Here is a 22,048-nt window from a genome sequence, read left to right on the forward strand (position 1 = left end):
CCTTTTAATTGCTGTGCAGTTTCCTTCAACAAATGCTTTAGTGAATCTGTTAATTCCATTGACACCTATGCACATCCAAAATCGAATCATCATTGAATTTACTACAAAAAGGGAAGGGAAAGGTTGCCGTTAGCAACCTTTCCCTTCCCCCCACCGGAATGATTATCATTTTCATAAGTTGTATACTTTATTCTCTGGAAGTCCCAAAAATAAAACGCCCAGCTGTCGCCTTTGTTTTCTAGGGCAAAGCGCTCCTGTCTACTTATCTAACGACAATATCTTTGATATGGCTTGATTTTATTCCTAGTAAGTGCATAACACTAAACCAATGAATTTGGTTTAATTTTTGGTTTGCAATTCCAGAAATTTTTCAGTTTAATTTGCATATTTTAAATCAATTTTGATGTATCCTAGATTTCCTTAGGTAATTTTTCCAATACCCAACTTCATAAAACTTTTTTGCGGATTTCGCTCAAGGTTCTGGAAGAAGTTCTTGAACTCTCTAAGAATCTACTCTTTGTTTGCTTATTTTTTGTCACTCTCTAAGGCTTAGAAAATCATCATGGATATACGATTAATCAAAAAATCTGAAAAATTAATCCTCAAAAAGATAAAACAAATAGAAGAAGAGAATCTTTCAGTAGATGATTTTGAGAGCCAAGAACCTATAGTCGAGGAAAAACAGATATTCAATATAGTAGAAAATAGCGAAGCCAACTATATTCCAGCGCGGGATAATCCTGTTGTTTTATCTGTGGCTAATTCCGGGTGGCAGGTTTCTGAGATTTTACGAGATATCAGAGTGGATAATTTCTGTGATTGATAATTAACAGATGAAATAAACCAAGCATTATTTTTTGTTTAGTAAAAACGCAGTTTTTCTTCTCCAACCAAAGACAAACCAAGATATGATTTTGTGTGCATCTATGCTTGGCTTTGCAAAACAATGCTTGATTGGCTTTATCGTTACCCCACTCTCTACCCTGGTGTTTTACTCAAGCGCTACAAGCGCTTTTTTGCTGATGTGCAACTTGCTAATGGCGAAGTTGTGATAGCGCACTGTCCCAATACAGGGCCAATGACTGGAGTTTCCACCCTTGGTAGTGCGGTACAGTTGTCTAAAAGTGATAATCCTAACCGTAAACTTGCTTATACCCTGGAACTGATTCAAGTACACGATAACGAACCAACTTGGGTAGGAGTGAATACAAATTTACCTAATCGCGTAGTCAAACTAGCCTTAGCAAAATATTTATTTCCCGAATTAGGTAACTACAGCCAAATTAAAGGTGAAGTGGTTTATGGCTTGGATAAAAAAAGCCGTGTGGATTTCTTTTTGACAGGTAGTGAAGAAGAACGTCCAATATATTTAGAAGTAAAAAATACGACTTGGGTTCAAGGAAATTTAGCATTATTTCCTGACACAGAAACCACAAGAGGACAAAAGCACTTACGAGAACTGATGGCCTTGTTGCCTTCAAATCGTAGTGCAATGTTGTATTTTATCAATCGGGGTGATTGTACAGAGTTTGCCCCTGGGGATAGTACAGACCCAGTATATGGTAAGTTATTGCGGCAAGCGATCGCCCTTGGTTTAGAAGTGTTACCTTGTCGGTTTGATATTTCCCCCGAAGGTATCCGTTATTTAGGTTTGGCAAAACTCATAATTTAAACTAGTGACTGTCAAAACTCAAGCTAAATCATGCCAGAACATTTTCCTATCATTGAGATTCCCCTAAATGCACCTGAAGCTGATGAACATTTAGGAACAAAGGAAAAGTTCTGGTTTCGCTATCAAGACAGACTTTGCCTGTATAAAAAAGCTAGACAAAATACAGGAGAAGATTGGGCAGAAAAAATAGCAGCCCACTTGTGTGATTTGCTAATGCTACCCCATGCTGATTATGAACTTGCAATATTTAATGGTGAATCTGGCGTTATTTCACGCTCATTTTTACCAGAAAATGGAATTTTGACGCTGGGTAGTGAAATTCTCGCCCCAAGAGTACCTAATTATCCTCAAGATTCTAAAGACTTATCTCATCACACAATCGATAATATATTTAGTTCGATTGTAGATATTTCGCCGAATTTGCCTATCGGCTGGGAAGCAACAGAAGGAATCACTCATGCAACAGAAACTTTTGTTGGGTATTTACTTTTAGATGCTTGGATTGGTAACACTGATAGGCATCATGAAAACTGGGCTTTTATAAGTTGTCAAGAAAAAATTTATTTAGCACCAACTTATGATCACGCCTCTAGTATGGGTAGAGAACTGTTGGATGAAAAACGAAGTTTCAAGCTAAATAATAAGTCTGTCATAGGGTACGCGGAAAAATGCAGTTCATTAATATATACTAGTTTTAGTGAAAAAAAACGCCTCAAAACTTTTGAAGCATTTCGTGAAGCGCAGCAAAGCTATCCAGATGCAGCCAGCGTGTGGTTAAACAAACTAGCAAGAGTGTCGAGCAATGATACGTTAGAGCTTTTTGAACGCATTCCATCTCATCGAATATCAAAAACAGCAATTGAGTTTGCACAAAAAATACTGGAATTCAATCAAATTCGCCTACTACAGCTACGAGACACCCTGCGATGAAAACACTTTTTTTAGCTTGGCAAGATCCCAAAAGTCGTGCTTGGTTTCCCATCGGTCGGTTAACATTTGATGGGACACAATACCAGTTTGTTTATACACAAGGCGCAGCAATGGCTCAACGCAAGTGTGAATTTCAACTATTGCTGGCTTTCCCAAAGTTAAACATGGTATATAAATCGATTCATCTATTCCCTTTATTTTCTAATCGATTAATGCAGCGTTCTCGGCCAAATTACAAAAATTATGTCGAATGGTTAAATATTCCTGAAGGTGAAGATGACCCAATTGCTATTTTGGCTCGTAGTGGTGGGCGTAAAGAAACAGATAATTTTGAAGTATTCCCCTGTCCAGAACCAGATGAAAATGGTTTGTACTACATCCACTTTTTTGCACATGGACTGAGACACTTACCTACTTGTGCAATTGAAAGAATTAATCAATTCAATATGGGTGAACTTTTATATTTAGCTAACGAATTTCAAAATCCTTATGACCCGCGTGCATTACTTTTATGCACTGAGGATCATCATATTGTAGGTTATTGTCCTCGGTATCTTGTGGATGATGTTTTTCAACTCAAGAACAGAAATCCAGAACTTGTAAAAGTTCACGTTGAGCGCATTAACCCTGCACCAACTCCACTCCAGTTACGTTTGTTATGCAATATGACAACAGAATGGCCGCAAGAATTTCACCCATATTCCGGTCAGGAATATCAGCCGATCGCTGCTGATATCCCGACTAGTTATGCTGCTACTTAAAGTTGATGAGCCGCGAGAAAAGCTTCGACTTCTGCGGTGGTAGGTTGAGAAGCGATCGCACCTGGTTTAATGGTAGTCAAGGCTCCTACAGCACTGGCATAAGTGACAATATGTTTTACTGCCTCTGCATCTTCTAATTTCTGGATACCATGCTGACTCAGTTGATGGATAAATCCTGCCAAAAAGCTATCTCCCGCACCAGTTGTGTCAGCCACAGTCACAGGAAAAGAAGGTAATACACCTTCGCTACCGCCTAAACAATAGGCGCAACCGTTTTCCCCATCTGTCACCAGCACCCCTTCAACGGAATCTAAACGGTAAGTAATAGCTCCTGCATCTGCGGTGTCAAATAGCCACTCGGCTTCTTCTTTGGAAAGTTTGAGAAAATCAACACGCTTAAATATGTCTTGAATTTTTTGCCGCGCGATATTTTCATCTTGCCAAAATACTGGTCGCCAGTTAACATCCAATACAATCTTGAGGTCAAATTGTTCTGCTAACTCTAAAGCCCGGTAAACTGCCTTTTCGCTCTCAGGGTAAGCTAATTCCAAAGTACCCAAAACTAGAAAATCTGCCTCTTGAAACAGCAGAGTTGGTAATTGCTTGGCTTGTAGGCGGGTGTCAGCAAATTCAGATGTATCATATTGACCGAAGCCAGCGAAATTGCGATCGCCTGCTAAATCTCGCACAACATAAACTTGCCGTGTTGGCGCAGTCGGATGGCGTTGTACACCTGTTATATCTACACCAACTTCTTGTAATAAATTAACCAGTAGATTCCCTGGTTCATCCTCGCCAACGGCTCCGACAAATCCAGCGGAAGTTCCCAGTTTCACCAAAGCACAGGCTACATTAGCTGGCGCTCCTCCTGGATAGGGAGTCCAGGATTGCACCTCTTCCAGCTTTAGCCCTAATTGATCGGCTAAACAATCGAACAGAATTTCACCAAGACACAAAACGCGGGGATAGCTCATTTCATTTCAAATTTTCGATTTGGGTTGAGAAAGTTGAGAAGAATCCAGAAGTGAGAATTCATGAGAAACTGCCACTCAGAATGTTTTCTGCCTGAACTTTGAATTCTAAGTTTTGAGTTTTCCATATTGACCCCTGACTTTTCAGTTCTTTTGAGGTCAGTATAAAATCTACAATAATCTTCATTATCTGTCGCCAGTCTTTCATGGAATTCAATAGCATTTTTTGTTACTCCCTCTGACGTATACGCTCTCATGGCAGTTTTTTTTCATAAATATAAATGCTTAACAAGCATACTTAAATTTGTATTATTTATTACTAATGATTAGCAAAATATGAACTTTTCATTCAGTTGAAGTTGAAAAAAATTATTGTCAATCGTATTGCAGCTAACACTTCAAATGCCTACCAACAAAAGAATCTTCTAGAATTAAAGAGAGTGATTAAGTACATATACCAAGGGAGGATAGAATCAGTCATGGCTGGTGGCGAGTCTCAGACCCCTGTTACTCTGTCAGACAGAGAACTGCAAATTATCGACTTAGTGGCCGCTGGCTTAACTAACCAAGAGATTGCAGCAAAACTAGAAATCAGTAAACGAACAGTTGATAACCATATCAGCAACATTCTCACCAAAACCCAAACAGAAAACCGAGTGGCGCTTGTCCGCTGGGCTTTACAGTGGGGCAAGGTTTGCTTGAATGATGTGAATTGCTGTTCACTACCTAACCAGAACGAATGAATTATGTGCTAATAGAGATGCAGGTCAATGGCGTTTGGCAGATGCCATAAATCGCATCTAAATATTGCAATAAATTTCGTCTGGCGTACAGCTACAACATTTTAACGGTTCACTGCTTGTTTTCCTCCTCATGCATCTATTTGAGCGTGAACCTTTAGTTCTCGCTAGGATCTATATCAAGCAGAACGGAATATTCAGGCTATTGGTTATCGTGCGAGGCTGTTACCGTTGATACAGTTTTACAAAGCTGTATCAACGGAACATTTCACCATAATTCAAAAAATATTTAACTAGTCATCAATAAAAATTAGCAATAATCCCATGCTGCAAGCGCTACATTTATAAGAAATCTATATTGCTCCATTAGTTTGGGGAGCAATGTTGCTATGGAAACTTCTGCTTCTGTTCAAGCTGGCTCGTCTTCCTTTAACTTTTTTAGCTTCGACTTCACTACACCTCAATCTACCCTAGATGCCGATTTACTAAAACAGCTATCATTCGTTCCAGGGTTAAAAGAAATGCTGATGCTGCGGCAAGTTCACGCTCTAGAACATGCTACTGTCTGGGTTCTCAGTGAGGCAAAAAATACCTATACTCCCCCAGGAAGACCCAACACAATACAAATCGATAACGAACTATTGGGCGGTTTGTCTACTGACCAGGGATTTTACCTCTATGGTGAAGTCAATATCAGTAACTTGCGACGTGCAGTTACTCAAGCCCTCCATCGCCTCACGCATGGTGAGTGGGATTTGGCAGTGCATCCCCGTTGTGGCACAAATCTATCAGTGGCAATGCTGCTAACTGCCGGACTAGCTGTAGGTGTGCATTTGTTACTACCGTTCCGACCAGTTGAGCAATTGATTGGTTTAGGGTTGGCCGCTACAACAGCATCAGAAATTGCCCCGGATATAGGTTCAATAGCACAGCGTTATCTGACAACTGCTATTCCTTTTAATCTGACAATTGAAAATATTACAGTAACTCGTGATGTTTGGGGACGGCAGGGGCATTTTGTCAAGGTAAAATGGCGAGAAGCTAATTTATAATTCGTAATTCGTAATTCGTAATGACGCTCGTTCGCCCTTGGCGTGCCGTAGGCAAGACTCGCTAACGTAATTCGTAATTTAAAATGCGAAAGCTTTATTTTTTAGTGCCTGGAACCAGTAACAAATTCGCTTGTGGTGGTTTGTGGGCAGAATTAAAAACTTTGAAACTTGCTCAACAAGTTTGTAGTGCTGATGTAGTTACTTACCGCCAAAGGGAAACGGGTAAGCTGTTTTTAGATGATTTGCTTACAGAATCAAATTTAAATGATGTTATTTTTGTCATGAGTTGGGGCTTTGATATAGCTAAATTAGCTGCCAAACTCAAGCAATATAATGTGGTTTATCATGCCCACAGTGCGGGTTACAAATTTAATTTACCTGCAAGTATTCCTATTATTACTGTGAGTCGCAACACCTTGGGATATTGGGGTCAAAAGTCTCCTAATGCGCTCCTTTATTATTTACCTAACGAAATTAGTCCTGAATTTAAAAATTTACATCTGGAGCGGGATATTGATGTTTTAGTTCAGGTACGAAAATCTTCTGAATATTTATTAAAAGAACTAATTCCTAGTTTACAGCAAAAATGTAATGTGCAGGTAATTGATTATTATGTAGAGGATCTACCTGGATTATTTAATCGAGCCAAAGTTTATCTTTATGATTCTGCTGAATACTGGGCGCAACAGTCAGTGAGTGAAGGCTTTGGTTTGCAACCAATGGAAGCTTTAGCTTGTGGTTGTCAAGTATTTTCTAGCGTTAATGGTGGACTTTCAGATTATTTAGATCCTGGTTTTAATTGTTATAAAATTGCTGGCTATTCTCAAGAGTATGATGTTCAACGTATTTTGAAGCTGATTAACTCTTCATCATTTTTGGTTTTATCAGAACAGGTAATTAAAGAGTATCGCCATGAAAATATTATTCAAAAGCTGCAAGTCATTTTAAATGAATTAAATGACTTCTTTGACCACAAGCAGCATTATCAACCCAATATCAAAAGTTTGACACAAGGACGGTTAAGGAAATTAATGATTAAAAATATATATAGTAAGGTGAAGAAAAAATATTTTCGTGATTAATTTATGTAAAGCAGTAAAATTATTTAGATCACGGTATATCTGTGCTATTTTCTGTGATTGGGTAGCGCTACACAAGTAATGAATGGATGAAATAGCAAATGATACCCATATGATTCTCCAAGTATGTGGAAAAAGACTCAGAAATAAGGATTTCCACATGGAAAGAGAACAGCAAAAAATTCTGCTTCTCCATCATTACTACCCTAATCTTAAAGTTTTCTAGGTTGGGCAAAAAAATGCCCAACCTAGAAGAATTATCCCTTGATTCAGCAATGCCGAAAAACTAACTGGTATTAAATCCAGTCTAGAGTCCTAATCTAAGAAATTTGGCTGGGGAGTAGTGACACCATTGCTACCAACTGCGGGTATTTCCACTAGCTGATCTGTAGCAGTAGGAGTTCCATTCGTATTACCACTAGGAGTCACTGAAAATTGATTGCCTGGATGTCCATTGGGGATGAACAATTGTGGATGGTCAAAGGGCGCTTTCTCCAGAAGGACTCGCTGATCAGTAAGTCCGGTTCTCAAGAAAGTGACCAAATCAGCTTTTTGCTGCGAGTTTAAGTTCAATGGCGCTACACCTGCTCCACCATCGTCACCTCGACCACGATTGTAAAAGTCAACAACTTGCTCCAGAGTTGCCATACCACCGTTGTGCATATATGGTGCTGTCAAAGCGATGTTACGGAGTCCAGGGATTTTGAATCTTGATGTAGTAAAGTTTCCGGCTCCTGGGTCTTCGGAAGCTGGTCTAACACCGTAGTTAGCAATGAAGCCATTGCCAAAATTGTTAATCAGTGGATTCCCAGAATCAGTAGAAGCTATTCCTGCGGTTCTTCTTACCGAACCCATCGTGAATTCTGGAGCAGTATGACACACGTTACAATTTGCGCCACCATTAGCCGTAGTATTAACAAACAAAGTTAGACCGCTTTTTTCTTGAGGGGTTAGAGCATTGGTATCTCCAGCCTGGAATTTATCAAAAGGTGTCTGGCTAGATACAAGAGTAGACATATACTTTTGCATTGCTAACCCAGCAAACAAGGAGAAGTTCCAGTCCCTGAGAGTGAACTGATTTGAAGATAAAACCACGTTTTCTTCACTATCGGCAGAGGTAGCCAAAGAATTAATACTGAAAGCCGCATCAGTAGTGAAAGCTTCGTCAGTAGTGAAAGCCTCATCAGTCGTCAGAGATTCATCAGTCGTCAGAGATTCATCGGTAGTGCTAGCCAACGCTCCAGAGAGGATTGTTATTGTTCCATCACTCTCAACTTGAATGATAGACTTTGACCTCCACCATTGCGGCTTAAAGGCTTTCTGAATGAACCGATCATAGGCTCCGATTGACAGACCTTTATTGGGGAATCGACTAAAAGATCCTAAAACACTGTCTTGCGGATGTACAATTTGTTTGCCTAGCGGTCTAAGACTTTTGAGCTTCTGACCTCTTCGTCGCAGAAACTTAGCACCGATTTCAGGTAAAGTACGACCATCAGCAGACAATTCAAATGGACTCAATGGTGGTTCAGTTACTAAGGAAGCTATAGAGGAATTATTGAGCGAAATGGAAACTTGAGTTAGTTGGTTTGGTCCTGAAGCTTTGAAAACTTTAGCATTCAGGTCTGCTGCTCCTTTTCCGTTCACTCCATTGAAGGTTTCCTTGGCACGACCATCCCAAAACTGGATTTTATTGAAGATGGCATCAATTACCGTTGGGGTATTACGTGGCTCAACTCGGCGCACATTGATTCCATTGATTTGAAAACCGTCTAAATCTGGCGTAGATGTAACATTATCCTCTGCTTGACCCGGAACGGTTGCTACAAGAACGCTATTAAATACGCCTTGGGAGGAGGCGACATCGTTAACGTCAGAAAGAACTGTACTAGTTCGATCATCAGGATTTGCTAGTTTGTGAAATGGAAAATCTGCTGCTGTGAGTTGATAGTTTGGATTACCACCAACCTGGAAAGTGATATCTTTTAGTGATGCCAAAAGGCCAGGGCTAATTTGATTTTTTGATCTGTTATCAGCACCGCCATGAAAGTGACAACTAGCACAGGACTGAATACCATCGCTACCAAGCTGCATATCCCAGAATAGGGACTTTCCTAGTTGGAGTAAGGCTGCTTGGTCTCGTACAAAGTCTCCGAGATTACTTGGTTCAGCTACTGCTGTCAGGAGTGGTGGGTTTGCCGGGGTAGGATCTCCAACTGTAGCTGGTGGAAGACTAGTTATGGCATTTAAGGGAGCCGGGTTTAGGGTTAATTGTGCTGATACAACACCTCCACTAGCGATCGCCAGAGAAACTATAAGAAAAATTGCCAGAGGACGCGAATATTTTCCTAATTTTCTGGATTTAAACGCTGAATAAATCCAAAAAAACACCATAAACAGCATCAGCAATATTGCTAATGTTCCACTTGAATGTATCATATGACCTCGTTATAGCCGTGGGAACGATGAATCTGATGCTGACTCAGGAAGGCTGAATCTTCCCTTAAGTAGTACTAAAGTACTTAATTAAGTTAGTATATTAGCACTATCAGTAGATTTACGACAGTATTTTAACAAAATATTTGCTTTATTTTCCGCCACTAATGATTCTAGGGTTACGGCGAATTTTTGACTTAAAAATACTTAGTAAAGACAGTAATAGATACAACTTTTATTTGCTCAACAATCAATTAAATTGCCTAAACTTTTGACACAGGGAGTTTTAGTTCTAAATGTACTGAGTAGTAATTAGTAAGATTTATATATATGCAAAGACTTTTTGCTTTTGCGATCGCCATAGCTAAACTATTAGTTAGTTATGAACCGCGATCGCTGCTAATAAACCATCGAAGTGATAATTAGTAATACTTTATAAAGTATAAAATAAAACTTTTTTGACAAAATATTCTTTGTAATATAGCAATATCTTCGCCAATGTAAGTAGGTCGGTGTTAAAAATTGTCGTTATAACAAGGCAGGAGGCAGAGGGCAGAAGGCAGAAGGGAAGAGGTTTTCAAGCTACTTTACTTTCCGTTACATAGTTCGGTTTATTTGCACCTTTCTACTTACGAGGGTTTAACGCCTGTACAAACATGATGAATACGACCTAAAAAGGTAGGCTTGGCAATAATCCGGGCTAATAAAATAGGCTAAGGTATTGGGTAGTGTTCAAGATGTAATGATGGAGAAGCAGAGTTTCTTGCTGTTCTCCTTCCATGTGGAAATCCTTATTTCTGATCTATCGCCAATGTGCGGTAAGCGGAGCTATGCTGAAGCCTGATCGCATATACGGACTTTTGGGCAGATGATGCCGCCCTACCTCTGATTGAACGCAGTTAGCTTTACTAGAGATTACATTTTAGTTGCTTGCGGATAACATGGAATTGCGCTTGTAGGTATCACAAGTAACTTAATTCAGGGGTTGAAGTATGAAATGCCCACTTATAGCTTTAGCTGTTATTGTTGGTGCGATCGCACTAGCTCGTCCTGTCCACGCTCAATCAACAGATGTCGATCCACTGACTATCGAACGCCACGAGGCGACTACCTTAATCACCGAACCAGTCACAATTAACAGTAGTGCAGGTAACGCCAGCGATCGCGCTAATGCTTTAAGACAAATTGCTAACTCTATTGGCCGAGTCCGCGAAGAGAAAGGATGTAAAAATATTAAACCTCTGGAGATTCTTAACGATCCAGAAGCGGCGATTAAGGAATGCGAAAAGCGCACAAACAACCAACCTGCTCAACGTAACGGCGAACCAGTTGACTATTTAAAGACTCCCCGGCTAGATTCTGGTTTACGTTTGACAGTTACTCAGTTTTAAAACAATCTCAAACCAATGTCTTCAATTGTGATCTCTACTTTGCCTCTTGGGTAGTAGAGATTTTTAGTGTTTTGAGAAACAAAGTACTCCATGACTTTAATTTTGGATTTTTTATGCAAAATTCAAAACTATATCTAACGCATCACGAATTTTTTCCCAATATTCATCTTCTAAAATTCCTGTCAACCCCAATATCCGAGTGTTATCAACACTGCGAATTTGAGCAACATCAATATAGCGGTCTTGATCTAAACCATTGTTGATTGTAGCTTTGACATTCACTACATAAGGGGCATTTTTAGTGCTAGGTCGAAATGGCATCACTATAGTTAAAGAGCCATATTGATTCATCACATCATTTTGAACTATTAGACAAGAACGCGTCTTTTGAGCTTCTGCACCCAGTGTTGGATCGAGTTTTACCCAGCGAATTTCCCCGCGTTGATAAGCCAAAATACCGTTTGGCATTATTCAATACCATCTCCAGCAACGGTATCCCAAGCTGCAATCTCTGACTGATATTCGGGACTCATAGCATCTTCTTTGAGCGCTGCGATTATTTCAGCTTCCAAAACGGTGCGACGGTGTTTTGCTAAAACAGAGTTTACATAGCCACTGCGGTTGGGGGTGTCTCCAACTAACGCCGCCTGTCGGTCGATAAAAGCCAGAATTTCATCGTCAAGGGTGATCGTAACTTTCTTAACCAAGAGTATTTTTTAGTCTTACTATAATATCTTATTCACTTATCATACCATATGGATTTTGGATTAGGAGAATATTTTCATCTAAAATCCAAAATTGTTTGCCTCTTGTGGATTAAAATTGATTGACTATTGACTAAGCGTAAAATTGCTACTGACGATCCACTGATATAGCGAAGTAAACTAGAAGGAATCTTATGACTCCTTTGGTGCAACACCGACCTATGTCGCTAAAAATAGACCGTGGATTATTTAAATATGACTTTATAGACCATCACGCAGTTTTGTGCGTTCCAGTAGATGCGGATGTTAAAGATATCCGCAAGCGTTATCTGCAAATTGCTCGGCGTTTGCATCCTGACAGTAATACTTCTGCCACTCCTACAGAAAAAAAGCTGGCTAGTGAATTATTATCTAAGTTGGTTAACCCAGCTTATGAAGCGCTATCTGGCGAACGCAGCCGCACAGAATACATGATAATTTTGTCTCAAATGGGTAAGCGTTTGGTACAAGATTCGGCTTCGATAGAACTTACTACCGATTTAGCCAGACAGCTGGCTGCTGCTCCAAATATTGATCATTCCTATAAAACTGCGATCGCTAAAATTGCTGAAACTCAATTCAATTCCTTACAGCAAGTCATCCCTATTATTGCTCAAATTAGCGAGTTGAACTTAGTCTATTTAATGCGGAGTGCGGGTAAAGCTTTCGCAGCCTCACAGCCTGAGTCAACTTCCAACACACCCCTAAATAAGAAATCTGCGCCGCCACCACCACCAGCGCCGCCAAAAGAAGACTCAGCGGCGGAACAATATATCAGACGAGCGCAAACTCTGATTGAGAAAAACCAATATGCTCAAGCTAAAGTTGAGTTGCAGGATGCTTTGAAACTTGCACCGAAGAGTGGCCGCTGCCATAGTTTGATTGGTTTAGTCTATTTAAAGCAAAATCAGCTGAAAATGGCCAAGATTCATTTTGATAATGCTTTAAAATTAGACCCGAACGACCAAATAGCGATCGCATGGAAACCTAAAATAGATAAAGCTTTGGGTCAACAATCAAGTGGTACTAAAGTGACTCCATCTGCCAAAACTGGGAATAAACAACCAGATAAATCTGGAGGTGGAGGTTTATTTGGAGGTTTGTTTGGTGGGAATAAAAAATAATGGTGTATCAACCAGCAGCAGGAGCCAGGGATTTATTACCTTTAGACGTGGCTCAAAAACTCTGGATTGAAGACAGATTACAGCAAGTGTTCCATCGTTGGGGATATCACAAGATTATTACCTCAACGCTGGAACGCATGGACACCTTGATGGCGGGGGAAGCAATTCAACGCCAGATGGTGATTCAACTGCAAAATTCTGAAGATGAAGAATTAGGGTTGCGTCCAGAACTGACAGCCTCGATCGCTCGTGCTGTTGTTACGCGCATGGCAGGTCTGACTTATCCGCAGCGACTTTACTATAATGCCAATGTCTTTCGGCGCATTTGGGAAAATCGGCACAATCATCAGCAAGAATTTTATCAAGCTGGTGTGGAACTTTTAGGTGTTGGTGGACTGCGGGCTAATGGCGAAGTGCTGCTATTGGTGGGTGATTGTTTAGCAGCGCTGGGTTTGGGAGATTGGCGGATTGTTTTAGGCGAGGCGGGAATTACCCGATCGCTGTTGCAGGCTTTTCCGGCTAATTTACAAGCAAAAGTGCGTCAGGCGATCGCTCATCTTGATCGAGTAACGATTGATACTTTGCCCTTGAGTGAAGACTTGCGCGATCGCGCCAGAATCATGCTCGATCTGCGTGGCAAAAGTCAAGATGTATTACAAAAAGTCAGTAGCCTGGGTTTAGATACAGAACAGCAAGAGGCAGTAAATCACCTCAAATCTCTAGTAGAGTTACTAGAATTAGAAAGGAATTTTCCTGTGATCTTGGATCTGAGTTTGATCCAAACTATCGACTACTACACTGGTATAGTTTTTGAAATTGTCAGCAACAACGATTACCCAGCCAGAGTTTTAGGGCGGGGTGGTCGCTACGACCAACTTTTAGGACTTTATCACCCCCAAGGCGAAAACATCCCCGGAATTGGTTTTGTCCTCGACATTGAAGATTTATACCAAGTTCTGTTATCAACTGGGCAATTGCCGCAAGATATTCCTGCCAGCAATTGGTTAGTAGTACCAGAAACCGACAACGCTGAGGCGGCGGCTTTTGCCTATGCTCAAAAACTCCGTGATTCAACCCATTTGGTAATTGTGGAAATGGAATTAGGAGAAAGAGATGCACAAGCTATCCGCCAATATGCACGCGATCGCCGGATTGCCCAAATCGCTTGGATTAAAGCCGATGGATCACCCACAATAGAAAGTATTAGTCAATAGTCCAAAGGTCAATGGTTGATAGTTTATTGACGGTTGACTATCAACCATTCACCAACGCCAAAAGGGGAATCTATCAAATGCCACACACAATTGTTACTGATGTCTGTGAAGGTGTCGCCGACTGCGTAGATGCTTGTCCTGTAGCTTGCATCCATGAAGGTCCAGGTAAAAATGTTAAAGGAAGCGATTGGTACTGGATCGATTTTGCTACCTGCATTGATTGTGGTATATGTATCCAAGTATGCCCAGTAGCAGGTGCGATCGTTCCTGAAGAACGGCCAGATTTGCAAAAAATATCGTAATCCAATACGGTTTGGATAAAAACACCATAATCGTTATTTAGCAAACAGGCATTGGCAAAGTTACTCCAATGCCTGTTTTTGCATTAATCCATGACACTACTAACAGTAGCGTATAAAAAATTCATATAATCTTGATGTATTTATTGCAATAATTAATAGGCTATCTAGTTAATTACCTCAAGTAGCATTTAAGCTAAATTTGAAAGCATAAGTAATATTAGCGTTTACTTTTGAACAAGATCCCAAAATTCATGAAAAACCTAAGTAGTTTTCCTAGTGTTAAGTTTTTAACGTCTAGTATAGCTACGTTAGCTATCAGCTTGATCTCAAGTCAAAGTGCTACAGCAGCAACATTAACCCTTGACTTTACCAAGCTAACAGGTGTAACTGGTGGTTCTCCCGGAATTACTGCTGTTTTCCGCGCCGAAATTCCTGCCTCAAACCTTGGTGATATTACTTCCATTGTCATTAGGGATAATAGTAATAGCACTGGTGGTTCTCCTGGTCAGGTGAGTGGCTTTGATTTAGACGCAATCAAACTTAGTACCAATTTAATTAATAGTGCAGCAGATGTTAACAGCATCTCCGCATTAGACGTGTTCGATTTTAGTTCAGCGGGAACTATTTTCACCCCCGGAACCCAGCGCCCTCCTACGGCTCCAGATTTATTTGGTAGTACAGGTGGTAATATTAACAACGCCGTGGCTACCCTGGGAAGTTTTGATGCTAATTCCACTACTGACCCTAGTCTAATATTTGGGTTTGTCAGCTTGGGAGACAATGGTCAAGTACAATTTAACCTCACAAGCCCTGTTTCCACAGCTAATACACTGTACCTTTACATTGGAGAGGTGGGTGATAATGGGGAGTTAGCAACTGGGGAAGTGACGATTCAAATTCCAGAACCGACTGGACTAGCAGCTTTATCTTTCATGGGAATATACTTTGCAGTCAGTCGGAGTAAAAAAAATAAGTCTAAATAATTTTCAATAGAATTATATGTATTTGTAAGTGAACATAGGTTTTTTACCTATGTTTTTTTCTTTCAAGCGGTTACAGTAAATAAAATTTATGCGTAGACGTGTATCCCTTTCCTACGGAACGCTACGCGAACGGGGAAGCAAGCGTTTGACTAAGCTCACGCCGAAGTCTACGCGCAGCCTCTCGTAGATCAGATATCGCATCATAAAATTTGATTAATTCAAGGATTGTATGTCAGGTTCAGTTAATAACTCTGCTCCGTTACTAGAAGTAAAAAATGTCTACGCTGGCTACATCAAAGATGTAGATATCTTGCAAGGTGTTAATTTTCGGGTAGAAGCCGGAGAATTGGTAACAGTGATTGGCCCCAACGGTGCGGGTAAATCGACCTTAGCAAAAACCATTTTTGGACTGTTAACACCCCATACAGGCACAATTACCTTTAAGGGAGAGAATATTGCTGGACTGAAGTCAAATCAAATTGTCAAGAAGGGGATGTGCTATGTACCACAAATTGCCAATGTCTTTCCTTCTTTGAGTGTGGAAGAAAATTTAGAAATGGGGGCGTTTGTGAGTAATGCGCCGCTTAAACCCGTCAAAGAAAAAATATTTACGATGTTTCCGAGATTGAGCGATCGCCGTCGTCAACGGGCTGGTACACTGTCTGGCGGAGAACGTCAAATGCTGGCAATGGGCAAAGCATTGATGCTAGAACCCAGTTTATTACTATTAGATGAACCTTCGGCGGCATTATCTCCGATTTTGGTAACGCAAGTATTTGAGCAGATTAAACAAATTAATCAAAGTGGTACTGCGATCGTACTTGTAGAACAAAATGCTCGTAAAGCTTTAGAAATGGCCGATCGCGGTTATGTCCTAGAGTCTGGACGCGATGCTATTTCTGGCCCTGGTCAACAATTATTAACAGACCCGAAAGTTGGTGAATTGTATTTAGGTGCGGGGAAAGGACATTAAGAACAAAGAGACACCAAGAATTTGTTTGCTAGATTCTCGAAATCTCGCGTTGATTTCGGCAAGCTGGAGTTTATGATTTGGGGTGCATACCAAAAACAAAATATAAATAAATGCAAATAGCTCAAAAGTGGTTAGCTCAAAAAACTAATCAATCAGTGCTTTGTTTATTATTCGGGGGATTGTTATTTAGAGCCACAATTGCTTTCTGGCTTTACCCTACCTTTGATGAAGCTTACTATTACCTTTACAGTTTGCATCTTGACTGGAGCTATTTCGATCATCCAGCGATGGTTGCGCTGACAACTGGTTTTGGGCCGTGGTTAACAGGAGAGGTATCGCAATTTAGCATTCGTCTAGGAGCGCTACTTTGCTATACAGGCAGTTTAATATTTCTCTATCTAACTAGCAAAAGAATCTTTTCTGCCAAAGCAGCCAACTTGACTTTAGCGATCGCCACCATCACTCCTATTTTTCAAATTGGTTTTGGTATCCTAAGTTTGCCCGATAGCCCACTGATGTTTTTTTGGTCGGCTGGTTTATATTGTGCTGTAGCCGAATTTCTCCGCCAGCCATTGCAAGATGAAATTGGCGCTGCTAATTCATATATTCCTAGTTATCGTTTAGCAATTTTGGGTATTTTGGTCGGGTTAGCCTGTAATAGCAAATATCATGGTTTTATTTTGGGGCTAGGGTTAGTTGGTTTTTGTTTAACTAGTCCACCGCATCGGCTTGTTGTGCGATCGCCTTGGGCATGGTTGAGTTTAGGATTATTTATGATCACCATTTCCCCAATTGTGTTTTGGAATATGCAGCATGATTGGGTATCTTTCAGTTTTCAGTCAGAACGAGCAGTACCTAAAAGTGGCTACAACTTCCTAAATGTAGGATTAGTGTATTTAGCTCAGGTAGCTTACCTATTTCCCACTATAGGATTTCCTCTATCCTATGTAAGTTTGCAACCATTACTGCGAAAAATAAAGCAAGTTTTTTCGAAAAAATCACTAACTTACGAAGATAATTTAACAACTGCAAAATTATTAATTTTATGGGTTTCCCTACCTGTAATTTTAGGATTTACTTTCATAGGTGGATACAGGCAAATTTTGCCAGCTTGGGCAATGCCAGGATTTTGGGGGACAACTTTGCTACTAGGAAATCAGGCAGTTATTTGGGGAAAAAAATCCCGGACTTGGGTACGGCGATGGCTCTTAGGTTCGGGAATTATGATTGCTAGTATCATACTGATTTTACTACTGCAATTAACAATCGGAATTCTACAAAAACCTAGTCAATACGCTCTGATGGGAGGAATATTACCGCCTCAACATGACCCTTCTAAAGAACTAATTGATATTCAACAACTACGACGCAGCTTTAGTGAATCTCCAACTTTAAAAACTGCGCTACAAAACTCTAGCTTTATATTCACTAATCGATATTATCTAGGCGGCCCGATCGCCATGTCTCTTCAACCTCTAGCTCAAATTCCTATCACTTGCTTTGATATTGGCAATGATATACGTGGCTTTGCTTTTTGGTCTAAGGCCGAACAATGGCTAGGAAAAGACGCGCTGTATATCACTACTGCCCCTTTTAATCTGAGAAAAGACTTAATGGCTAGTTATCGAACTCACTTTCGCAGCTTAGATGAGATCGAACAAGTAGTGATTCGACGAGGTGGAGTGCCTATTAATGTTGTTTATGTCTATCAGGCTAAAACACTGCTCAAACCTTATCCCCGTTCTTACGGGTTCTAACTCACACGAGAAACGCTATATTCTGATTCAGTCAATATCAGGTATCATGCAATCGGTCTACCCTATTAGTAAACTAGTAGAGTTGTTTGGTTACTGGGGATGGAAAGATGAGGGTTTGGCTTGCTTGCTTTGTGGTACTGTTCGCGCTGGCAGAACTGTTTGACTGGTTAAAAGAATTTACTCTGCCATTGCCCATTTATATTTTAGGTGGGGCGTTTTTAGCCGTTGCGTCTAACTATGACAAGATAGTTGGTTCTTACTTCAGTGACACTTCGATCTCTGCATCACTGGAAACACCACAGCTAGATATGTCCACCCAACCCCTAGCCTCAATTTCTAGTTCTGTTGAGGATGTTCAAAAATCTGAAATACAGCTGTAAATGAGTTTTAGTCAGTTTCAATTAAGACTGTCACAGCAGCGATCGCAATCAACATTTCATCATTTTTATCATTGAGAGAGGGAATCGCCCGTCCCTGAACTACCATTCCCCCAGACTCGACAGTGATAGTTTTGCGTCCAAAGGGTAATACAGCTAGAACCTCTTCTGTTCTGACTTGTTCGGGATAAGGTACTCCTACTTGAACTTCCACAATCATTTCATTGGGGTCATTCAAACCAGCCACTTCCCAAACACCAGGTAAAGCATTATGAGCGATCGCATTTCGTACCGCCCTTGCAGCTGCTACAGTTGGTTCCTGTCCATGCTGATCGATACCCATCCCCATCTCAATAACTAAGCGTTTACGCGCCACAGCCACCTCCTGGAAATTTTTTTACTGTTTAAGGACAAAACAAAGTATCACGGGTGTCCCTTCCTGTAGTGGGATTAGTACCTTTAGCTACCTTGCACAATTTTTTTTGTTCATCTGGACGCAGCAGTACATCAGTAAAGTCTGCTCCGTCAATAATCGCGCCATCAAACTTGGCGTTAGCGGCAAATGCACCTTCTAAAACGGCATTTGTCAAATCTGTTTTAATCAGACGTGCTGAGTCTAAAGTGGCATTTGTCAAGTCAGAACTCTGTAAATTTGCTGACTCTAAATTGGCGGCAAAGAAACTCACGCCGCGCAAGTTACTATGGCTGAAGTTACTTTGACGGAGATTAGCTTTTGTAAAGCTAGAATCTGTTAAATCACGTCCTGAAAAATCAGCTTCTACTAATATTTCTTTGTTGTATTCGAGCGCTAAAGCTGTTGGGGTATAACTAAAAGCTGCTGTGATGCTAAACACTGCCCACAGCAATAAACTGAGTATGCTTGCCCAAATGCGATCGCTTAACCTAAAATTCATAGCACTTTTAACCAATTTAATTTCATCTATTTAGACGTGTACAAGATGATTTATGTATAATTCTATAACCTGATATTTTTCAATAACATACCAGCATAGGTGAGTCTGATAAAAATACTTTATTTCCAAGCAAGTTAAGCAAAACTTCTTTAGAAATTACTCTTACTACGTTGATACTAACAGAATTTCCGAGTTGATAATATGCTTTATCATCATTGAAATGAAGGATGAAATTATCAGGAAAACCTTGAAGTCTTGCTGCTTCTTTGGGGGTTATTTTTCTTACTCGCCCATTATGATATATTCCTAGCCTGTTTGCATCACTGGCCACTAAAGTCACAGATATTTTATTAGGATCTAAAAATTTATACACTTCAAATGAAAAATTTCCAGACACTGGTTTGTATTTACCATTTACGATTTTTAAATATTTTTTTGATACTAAAGAATTGAGTATATTGCCAAGCTCAGGATTTTTATAAAATGTAGCAATTTGTTCTTGAGTTAATAGTTTACCATCTTGATGCCTTCCAAATTCTTGATTTCTTCTTTTTGTAATAAAGAGATTCATTAATTTTATTTCTTCCTGAGTGCATTCACCTCTAAGCCCTAATTCCCATGAATGAATAGAATTACCTCCTCTATAATCAATTAATCTGCAACCATGCAGCTTTTCAAAATTATTACCAACTACTTTACTCAAAGCGTTAATAAAACTTTTTGAGCAATTATATTTAGGATCAGGATCATCTTCTAAAATATCTGTAACCGTTGTAGGTGTAGGTTGGTCAGATGATTCAAACAGAGAAAGCTGTTTATGATTAAATGAATGTGAATCCTTCGGGCCTAAATCTGAAAATAAATTTAATTTAGGACTTTTATTTAAAAAACCTATTAGATATAGCCTTACACGATTTTGAGGAAGTCCAAAATTAGCACTATTAAGTAGTAAAGCATCAAAGCTATAACCTCTTTTCTGCATTTCATGCTTTATTGTTTTTAAAGTTTTTCCTTGTTCATGAGTATATAAACCTCTAACATTTTCAAAAACAAATACCTTTGGTTTATGGGTATCTATAAGTCTCACTATCTCAAAAAATAGTGTTCCCCTTGTATCTCCAAATCCCTCTTTTTTACCTGCATAGGAAAAAGATTGACAAGGAAAACCTGCTAGTAATACATCATGCTCAGGTAATGTTGTTATTTCTTTAATATCTCCTAAAGGTACTTCTGAGAAATTAGTACCATATACAAATTTAGAATCTTCGTCAATTTCACTACTCAGTACACACTCTGTTTTCAGATCGATTAACTGCGCTGCTTGTTCAAACGCTAATCGGATTCCCCCAATCCCTGCAAATAAATCTACAAAGCGAATTTTGGTCATTCTTTATATTTTAATAACTTAGCTTTGATTTATCTTACATGAATTCTATGTTTCAAAAAAGCTTTTTAAAAATTCATATAGACGTTTTAATTCATTTTCTGAAAAAGCTACAGTACAGTCGCTATAAGAACAAATAGTTTTTATGGCTCTTTCTCTTCTAAAATTCCCTACTCCGTCTATTACATAAGCAATTTTATGTCTAGCCTTATCTATTTGTTCATATCTAGACTTAGCTTGCCCACTCTTTCTTTCAATTACACTATTAGTTGTTTCTTGAAAGCTAACCTCTATTGCTACGTATTTATTATTCTTGCTGACAACTATATCAAATGAAGTCAACCTCCTTTGAGAGTCATCAGCATGAGTCACATTAGGTAAATTACCACCTATTTTTACAGTTATTTCGCTTTCATAAAAATTATTTTTAATATATTCTGCTACATATTTTTGAGCAACTTGACCAAGAGTATTAAATTTTGCCCCTTTAATTATTGGGCTTACATAAATGTAGCGTTGATTAATAAATGTTTTAAGTTCATCCGGTTTACCTAAATAAGAACCTATTTCGCATCTTGCTAAGGTATAAGCAGCATCGTCAGTCTGTTCACTAGCCTTGGAATAACCACTCCCAAATAAAAGTAAGGCTATTGCATCTTTCTGTAAATCAGTTAAAACATTAATTATAGATACCCTCCTATGTAGACTGTTGGCTTCTTTGAGAGAGATATTTTTATTGTTAATTTTTAAACTAGCATTACTAAATTTAGGTTTTTGAATTTTTTGATCTTTATTAAATGTTTTAAATTTATATAGAAGCTCTTGCTCTTCCCAGTAATATTTCAAAATACCATCTGGAAACAAATTTGCAAATTCTTTATTTACATTCTTAAACGGTTCTCCACCAAAATCAGTCAAAATTGCTAAGTGTTTAAGAAACAGATTAACTGGTAACTCAGAAGATTCTATTCTTGTAAAGAAATTTTCAAGACTAGAAGTGTGTTCACTTAAAATACTGATGAATTCATCTTGTGTTTCAAGGGACTTCCAGAGAATAAAATATACAACTTATGAAAATGATAATCATTCCGGTGGGGGGAAGGGAAAGGTTGCTAACGGCAACCTTTCCCTTCCCTTTTTGTAGTAAATTCAATGATGATTCGATTTTGGATGTGCATAGGTGTCAATGGAATTAACAGATTCACTAAAGCATTTGTTGAAGGAAACTGCACAGCAATTAAAAGG

The 22,048-nt window shown here is 39.4% G+C and carries 23 protein-coding genes; 15 read left to right on the forward strand and 8 right to left on the reverse strand.

Features of this window, described 5'->3' with window-relative positions; translation table 11 throughout:
• The first annotated feature begins 562 nt into the window (after positions 1-562).
• The 4 genes from IQ259_RS23665 (at position 563) to IQ259_RS23680 (ending at position 3,363) form a co-directional block, all read left to right on the forward strand.
• Positions 563-823, forward strand: coding sequence for a hypothetical protein (locus IQ259_RS23665; protein ID WP_193888464.1), 261 nt, complete (start codon positions 563-565; stop codon positions 821-823).
• Positions 824-946: 123 nt separating this feature from the next.
• Positions 947-1,672, forward strand: coding sequence for a DNA/RNA nuclease SfsA (sfsA, locus tag IQ259_RS23670; RefSeq protein WP_193888465.1), 726 nt, complete (start codon positions 947-949; stop codon positions 1,670-1,672).
• Between the two features lie 30 nt (positions 1,673-1,702).
• Positions 1,703-2,602 (forward strand): HipA-like protein, encoded by a 900-nt coding sequence (locus IQ259_RS23675; protein ID WP_193888466.1) that lies wholly within the window; start codon positions 1,703-1,705, stop codon positions 2,600-2,602.
• Entirely contained in the window at positions 2,599-3,363 is a 765-nt protein-coding gene (locus tag IQ259_RS23680; protein ID WP_193888467.1) for an HIRAN domain-containing protein, read from the forward strand. Before IQ259_RS23675 ends, IQ259_RS23680 begins: the two co-directional genes overlap by 4 nt.
• Here IQ259_RS23680 and IQ259_RS23685 read toward each other — a convergent pair.
• Entirely contained in the window at positions 3,360-4,337 is a 978-nt protein-coding gene (locus IQ259_RS23685; protein ID WP_193888468.1) for a carbohydrate kinase, read from the reverse strand. The genes IQ259_RS23680 and IQ259_RS23685 overlap by 4 nt on opposite strands.
• Positions 4,338-4,813: 476 nt before the next feature.
• On the opposite strand from IQ259_RS23685, the gene IQ259_RS23690 reads away from it, so the two are divergent.
• The 3 genes from IQ259_RS23690 to IQ259_RS23700 all read left to right on the forward strand — a co-directional run bounded on the left by IQ259_RS23690 (position 4,814) and on the right by IQ259_RS23700 (position 7,208).
• The gene (locus IQ259_RS23690; RefSeq protein ID WP_096581660.1) at positions 4,814-5,077 is read left to right on the forward strand and encodes a helix-turn-helix transcriptional regulator; all 264 of its coding nucleotides are present in this window, start codon (positions 4,814-4,816) and stop codon (positions 5,075-5,077) included.
• Positions 5,078-5,463: 386 nt separating this feature from the next.
• Positions 5,464-6,126 (forward strand): DUF6391 domain-containing protein, encoded by a 663-nt coding sequence (locus tag IQ259_RS23695; RefSeq protein ID WP_193888469.1) that lies wholly within the window; start codon positions 5,464-5,466, stop codon positions 6,124-6,126.
• A gap of 83 nt (positions 6,127-6,209) precedes the next feature.
• Positions 6,210-7,208, forward strand: a complete 999-nt coding sequence (locus IQ259_RS23700) for a glycosyltransferase (RefSeq protein WP_193888470.1) — start codon at positions 6,210-6,212, stop codon at positions 7,206-7,208.
• Positions 7,209-7,520: 312 nt separating this feature from the next.
• On the opposite strand, the gene IQ259_RS23705 is transcribed toward IQ259_RS23700, so the two are convergent.
• Positions 7,521-9,644, reverse strand: a complete 2,124-nt coding sequence (locus tag IQ259_RS23705; RefSeq protein WP_228014736.1) for a cytochrome-c peroxidase — start codon at positions 9,642-9,644, stop codon at positions 7,521-7,523.
• 989 nt (positions 9,645-10,633) lie between these two features.
• Between IQ259_RS23705 and IQ259_RS23710 the strand changes: the two genes are divergently transcribed.
• Positions 10,634-11,032: a hypothetical protein gene (locus tag IQ259_RS23710; protein ID WP_193888471.1), complete on the forward strand. Its 399-nt coding sequence runs from the start codon at positions 10,634-10,636 to the stop codon at positions 11,030-11,032.
• A 111-nt stretch (positions 11,033-11,143) separates the two neighbouring features.
• Here the strand turns inward: IQ259_RS23710 and IQ259_RS23715 are convergent, their stop codons facing one another.
• The gene (locus IQ259_RS23715) at positions 11,144-11,500 is read right to left on the reverse strand and encodes a type II toxin-antitoxin system PemK/MazF family toxin (RefSeq protein WP_193888472.1); all 357 of its coding nucleotides are present in this window, start codon (positions 11,498-11,500) and stop codon (positions 11,144-11,146) included.
• Complete coding sequence (locus tag IQ259_RS23720) at positions 11,500-11,739, reverse strand: CopG family transcriptional regulator (RefSeq protein WP_193888473.1); 240 nt, start codon at positions 11,737-11,739, stop codon at positions 11,500-11,502. Before IQ259_RS23720 ends, IQ259_RS23715 begins: the two co-directional genes overlap by 1 nt.
• Positions 11,740-11,957: 218 nt before the next feature.
• On the opposite strand from IQ259_RS23720, the gene IQ259_RS23725 reads away from it, so the two are divergent.
• The 7 genes from IQ259_RS23725 to IQ259_RS23755 all read left to right on the forward strand — a co-directional run bounded on the left by IQ259_RS23725 (position 11,958) and on the right by IQ259_RS23755 (position 18,508).
• Entirely contained in the window at positions 11,958-12,899 is a 942-nt protein-coding gene (locus IQ259_RS23725; protein ID WP_193888483.1) for a J domain-containing protein, read from the forward strand.
• The gene (locus tag IQ259_RS23730) at positions 12,899-14,113 is read left to right on the forward strand and encodes an ATP phosphoribosyltransferase regulatory subunit (protein WP_193888474.1); all 1,215 of its coding nucleotides are present in this window, start codon (positions 12,899-12,901) and stop codon (positions 14,111-14,113) included. Before IQ259_RS23725 ends, IQ259_RS23730 begins: the two co-directional genes overlap by 1 nt.
• Before the next feature lie 77 nt (positions 14,114-14,190).
• The gene (locus tag IQ259_RS23735; protein ID WP_193888484.1) at positions 14,191-14,415 is read left to right on the forward strand and encodes a ferredoxin family protein; all 225 of its coding nucleotides are present in this window, start codon (positions 14,191-14,193) and stop codon (positions 14,413-14,415) included.
• Between the two features lie 320 nt (positions 14,416-14,735).
• Complete coding sequence (locus IQ259_RS23740; RefSeq protein WP_228014737.1) at positions 14,736-15,398, forward strand: PEP-CTERM sorting domain-containing protein; 663 nt, start codon at positions 14,736-14,738, stop codon at positions 15,396-15,398.
• A gap of 229 nt (positions 15,399-15,627) precedes the next feature.
• A complete protein-coding gene (locus IQ259_RS23745; RefSeq protein WP_193888476.1) occupies positions 15,628-16,371 on the forward strand; it encodes an ABC transporter ATP-binding protein in 744 nt (247 codons plus the stop codon).
• A gap of 110 nt (positions 16,372-16,481) precedes the next feature.
• The gene (locus IQ259_RS23750; RefSeq protein WP_193888477.1) at positions 16,482-18,128 is read left to right on the forward strand and encodes a glycosyltransferase family 39 protein; all 1,647 of its coding nucleotides are present in this window, start codon (positions 16,482-16,484) and stop codon (positions 18,126-18,128) included.
• Positions 18,129-18,235: 107 nt separating this feature from the next.
• Complete coding sequence (locus IQ259_RS23755) at positions 18,236-18,508, forward strand: hypothetical protein (protein ID WP_193888478.1); 273 nt, start codon at positions 18,236-18,238, stop codon at positions 18,506-18,508.
• Positions 18,509-18,515: 7 nt separating this feature from the next.
• On the opposite strand, the gene IQ259_RS23760 is transcribed toward IQ259_RS23755, so the two are convergent.
• The 4 genes from IQ259_RS23760 to IQ259_RS23775 all read right to left on the reverse strand — a co-directional run bounded on the left by IQ259_RS23760 (position 18,516) and on the right by IQ259_RS23775 (position 21,721).
• Positions 18,516-18,881, reverse strand: coding sequence for a Lin0512 family protein (locus tag IQ259_RS23760; RefSeq protein ID WP_193888479.1), 366 nt, complete (start codon positions 18,879-18,881; stop codon positions 18,516-18,518).
• Between the two features lie 28 nt (positions 18,882-18,909).
• Positions 18,910-19,419, reverse strand: a complete 510-nt coding sequence (locus IQ259_RS23765) for a pentapeptide repeat-containing protein (RefSeq protein WP_193888480.1) — start codon at positions 19,417-19,419, stop codon at positions 18,910-18,912.
• 79 nt (positions 19,420-19,498) lie between these two features.
• Positions 19,499-20,806: a DNA (cytosine-5-)-methyltransferase gene (gene dcm, locus IQ259_RS23770; protein ID WP_193888481.1), complete on the reverse strand. Its 1,308-nt coding sequence runs from the start codon at positions 20,804-20,806 to the stop codon at positions 19,499-19,501.
• A gap of 45 nt (positions 20,807-20,851) precedes the next feature.
• Positions 20,852-21,721 carry a restriction endonuclease gene (locus tag IQ259_RS23775; RefSeq protein WP_228014738.1) on the reverse strand — a complete coding sequence of 290 codons (870 nt, stop codon included), beginning with the start codon at positions 21,719-21,721 and terminating at the stop codon, positions 20,852-20,854.
• Positions 21,722-22,048: the final 327 nt, after the last annotated feature.

Source organism: Fortiea sp. LEGE XX443, assembly GCF_015206815.1.
GTDB lineage: Bacteria > Cyanobacteriota > Cyanobacteriia > Cyanobacteriales > Nostocaceae > Nostoc_B.

Excerpts from the sequence above, each read along its gene's own strand:
- IQ259_RS23710 (WP_193888471.1), top strand. The coding sequence starts at position 10,634 with ATGAAATGCCCACTTATAGCTTTAGCTGTTATTGTTGGTGCGATCGCA.
- IQ259_RS23685 (WP_193888468.1), bottom strand. The coding sequence starts at position 4,337 with ATGAGCTATCCCCGCGTTTTGTGTCTTGGTGAAATTCTGTTCGATTGT.
- IQ259_RS23735 (WP_193888484.1), top strand. The coding sequence starts at position 14,191 with ATGCCACACACAATTGTTACTGATGTCTGTGAAGGTGTCGCCGACTGC.
- sfsA (WP_193888465.1), top strand. The coding sequence starts at position 947 with ATGCTTGATTGGCTTTATCGTTACCCCACTCTCTACCCTGGTGTTTTA.
- IQ259_RS23690 (WP_096581660.1), top strand. The coding sequence starts at position 4,814 with ATGGCTGGTGGCGAGTCTCAGACCCCTGTTACTCTGTCAGACAGAGAA.
- IQ259_RS23695 (WP_193888469.1), top strand. The coding sequence starts at position 5,464 with ATGGAAACTTCTGCTTCTGTTCAAGCTGGCTCGTCTTCCTTTAACTTT.
- IQ259_RS23745 (WP_193888476.1), top strand. The coding sequence starts at position 15,628 with ATGTCAGGTTCAGTTAATAACTCTGCTCCGTTACTAGAAGTAAAAAAT.
- IQ259_RS23715 (WP_193888472.1), bottom strand. The coding sequence starts at position 11,500 with ATGCCAAACGGTATTTTGGCTTATCAACGCGGGGAAATTCGCTGGGTA.
- IQ259_RS23765 (WP_193888480.1), bottom strand. The coding sequence starts at position 19,419 with ATGAATTTTAGGTTAAGCGATCGCATTTGGGCAAGCATACTCAGTTTA.
- IQ259_RS23730 (WP_193888474.1), top strand. The coding sequence starts at position 12,899 with ATGGTGTATCAACCAGCAGCAGGAGCCAGGGATTTATTACCTTTAGAC.
- IQ259_RS23705 (WP_228014736.1), bottom strand. The coding sequence starts at position 9,644 with ATGATACATTCAAGTGGAACATTAGCAATATTGCTGATGCTGTTTATG.
- IQ259_RS23680 (WP_193888467.1), top strand. The coding sequence starts at position 2,599 with ATGAAAACACTTTTTTTAGCTTGGCAAGATCCCAAAAGTCGTGCTTGG.
- IQ259_RS23700 (WP_193888470.1), top strand. The coding sequence starts at position 6,210 with ATGCGAAAGCTTTATTTTTTAGTGCCTGGAACCAGTAACAAATTCGCT.
- dcm (WP_193888481.1), bottom strand. The coding sequence starts at position 20,806 with ATGACCAAAATTCGCTTTGTAGATTTATTTGCAGGGATTGGGGGAATC.
- IQ259_RS23675 (WP_193888466.1), top strand. The coding sequence starts at position 1,703 with ATGCCAGAACATTTTCCTATCATTGAGATTCCCCTAAATGCACCTGAA.
- IQ259_RS23755 (WP_193888478.1), top strand. The coding sequence starts at position 18,236 with ATGAGGGTTTGGCTTGCTTGCTTTGTGGTACTGTTCGCGCTGGCAGAA.
- IQ259_RS23750 (WP_193888477.1), top strand. The coding sequence starts at position 16,482 with ATGCAAATAGCTCAAAAGTGGTTAGCTCAAAAAACTAATCAATCAGTG.
- IQ259_RS23725 (WP_193888483.1), top strand. The coding sequence starts at position 11,958 with ATGTCGCTAAAAATAGACCGTGGATTATTTAAATATGACTTTATAGAC.
- IQ259_RS23665 (WP_193888464.1), top strand. The coding sequence starts at position 563 with ATGGATATACGATTAATCAAAAAATCTGAAAAATTAATCCTCAAAAAG.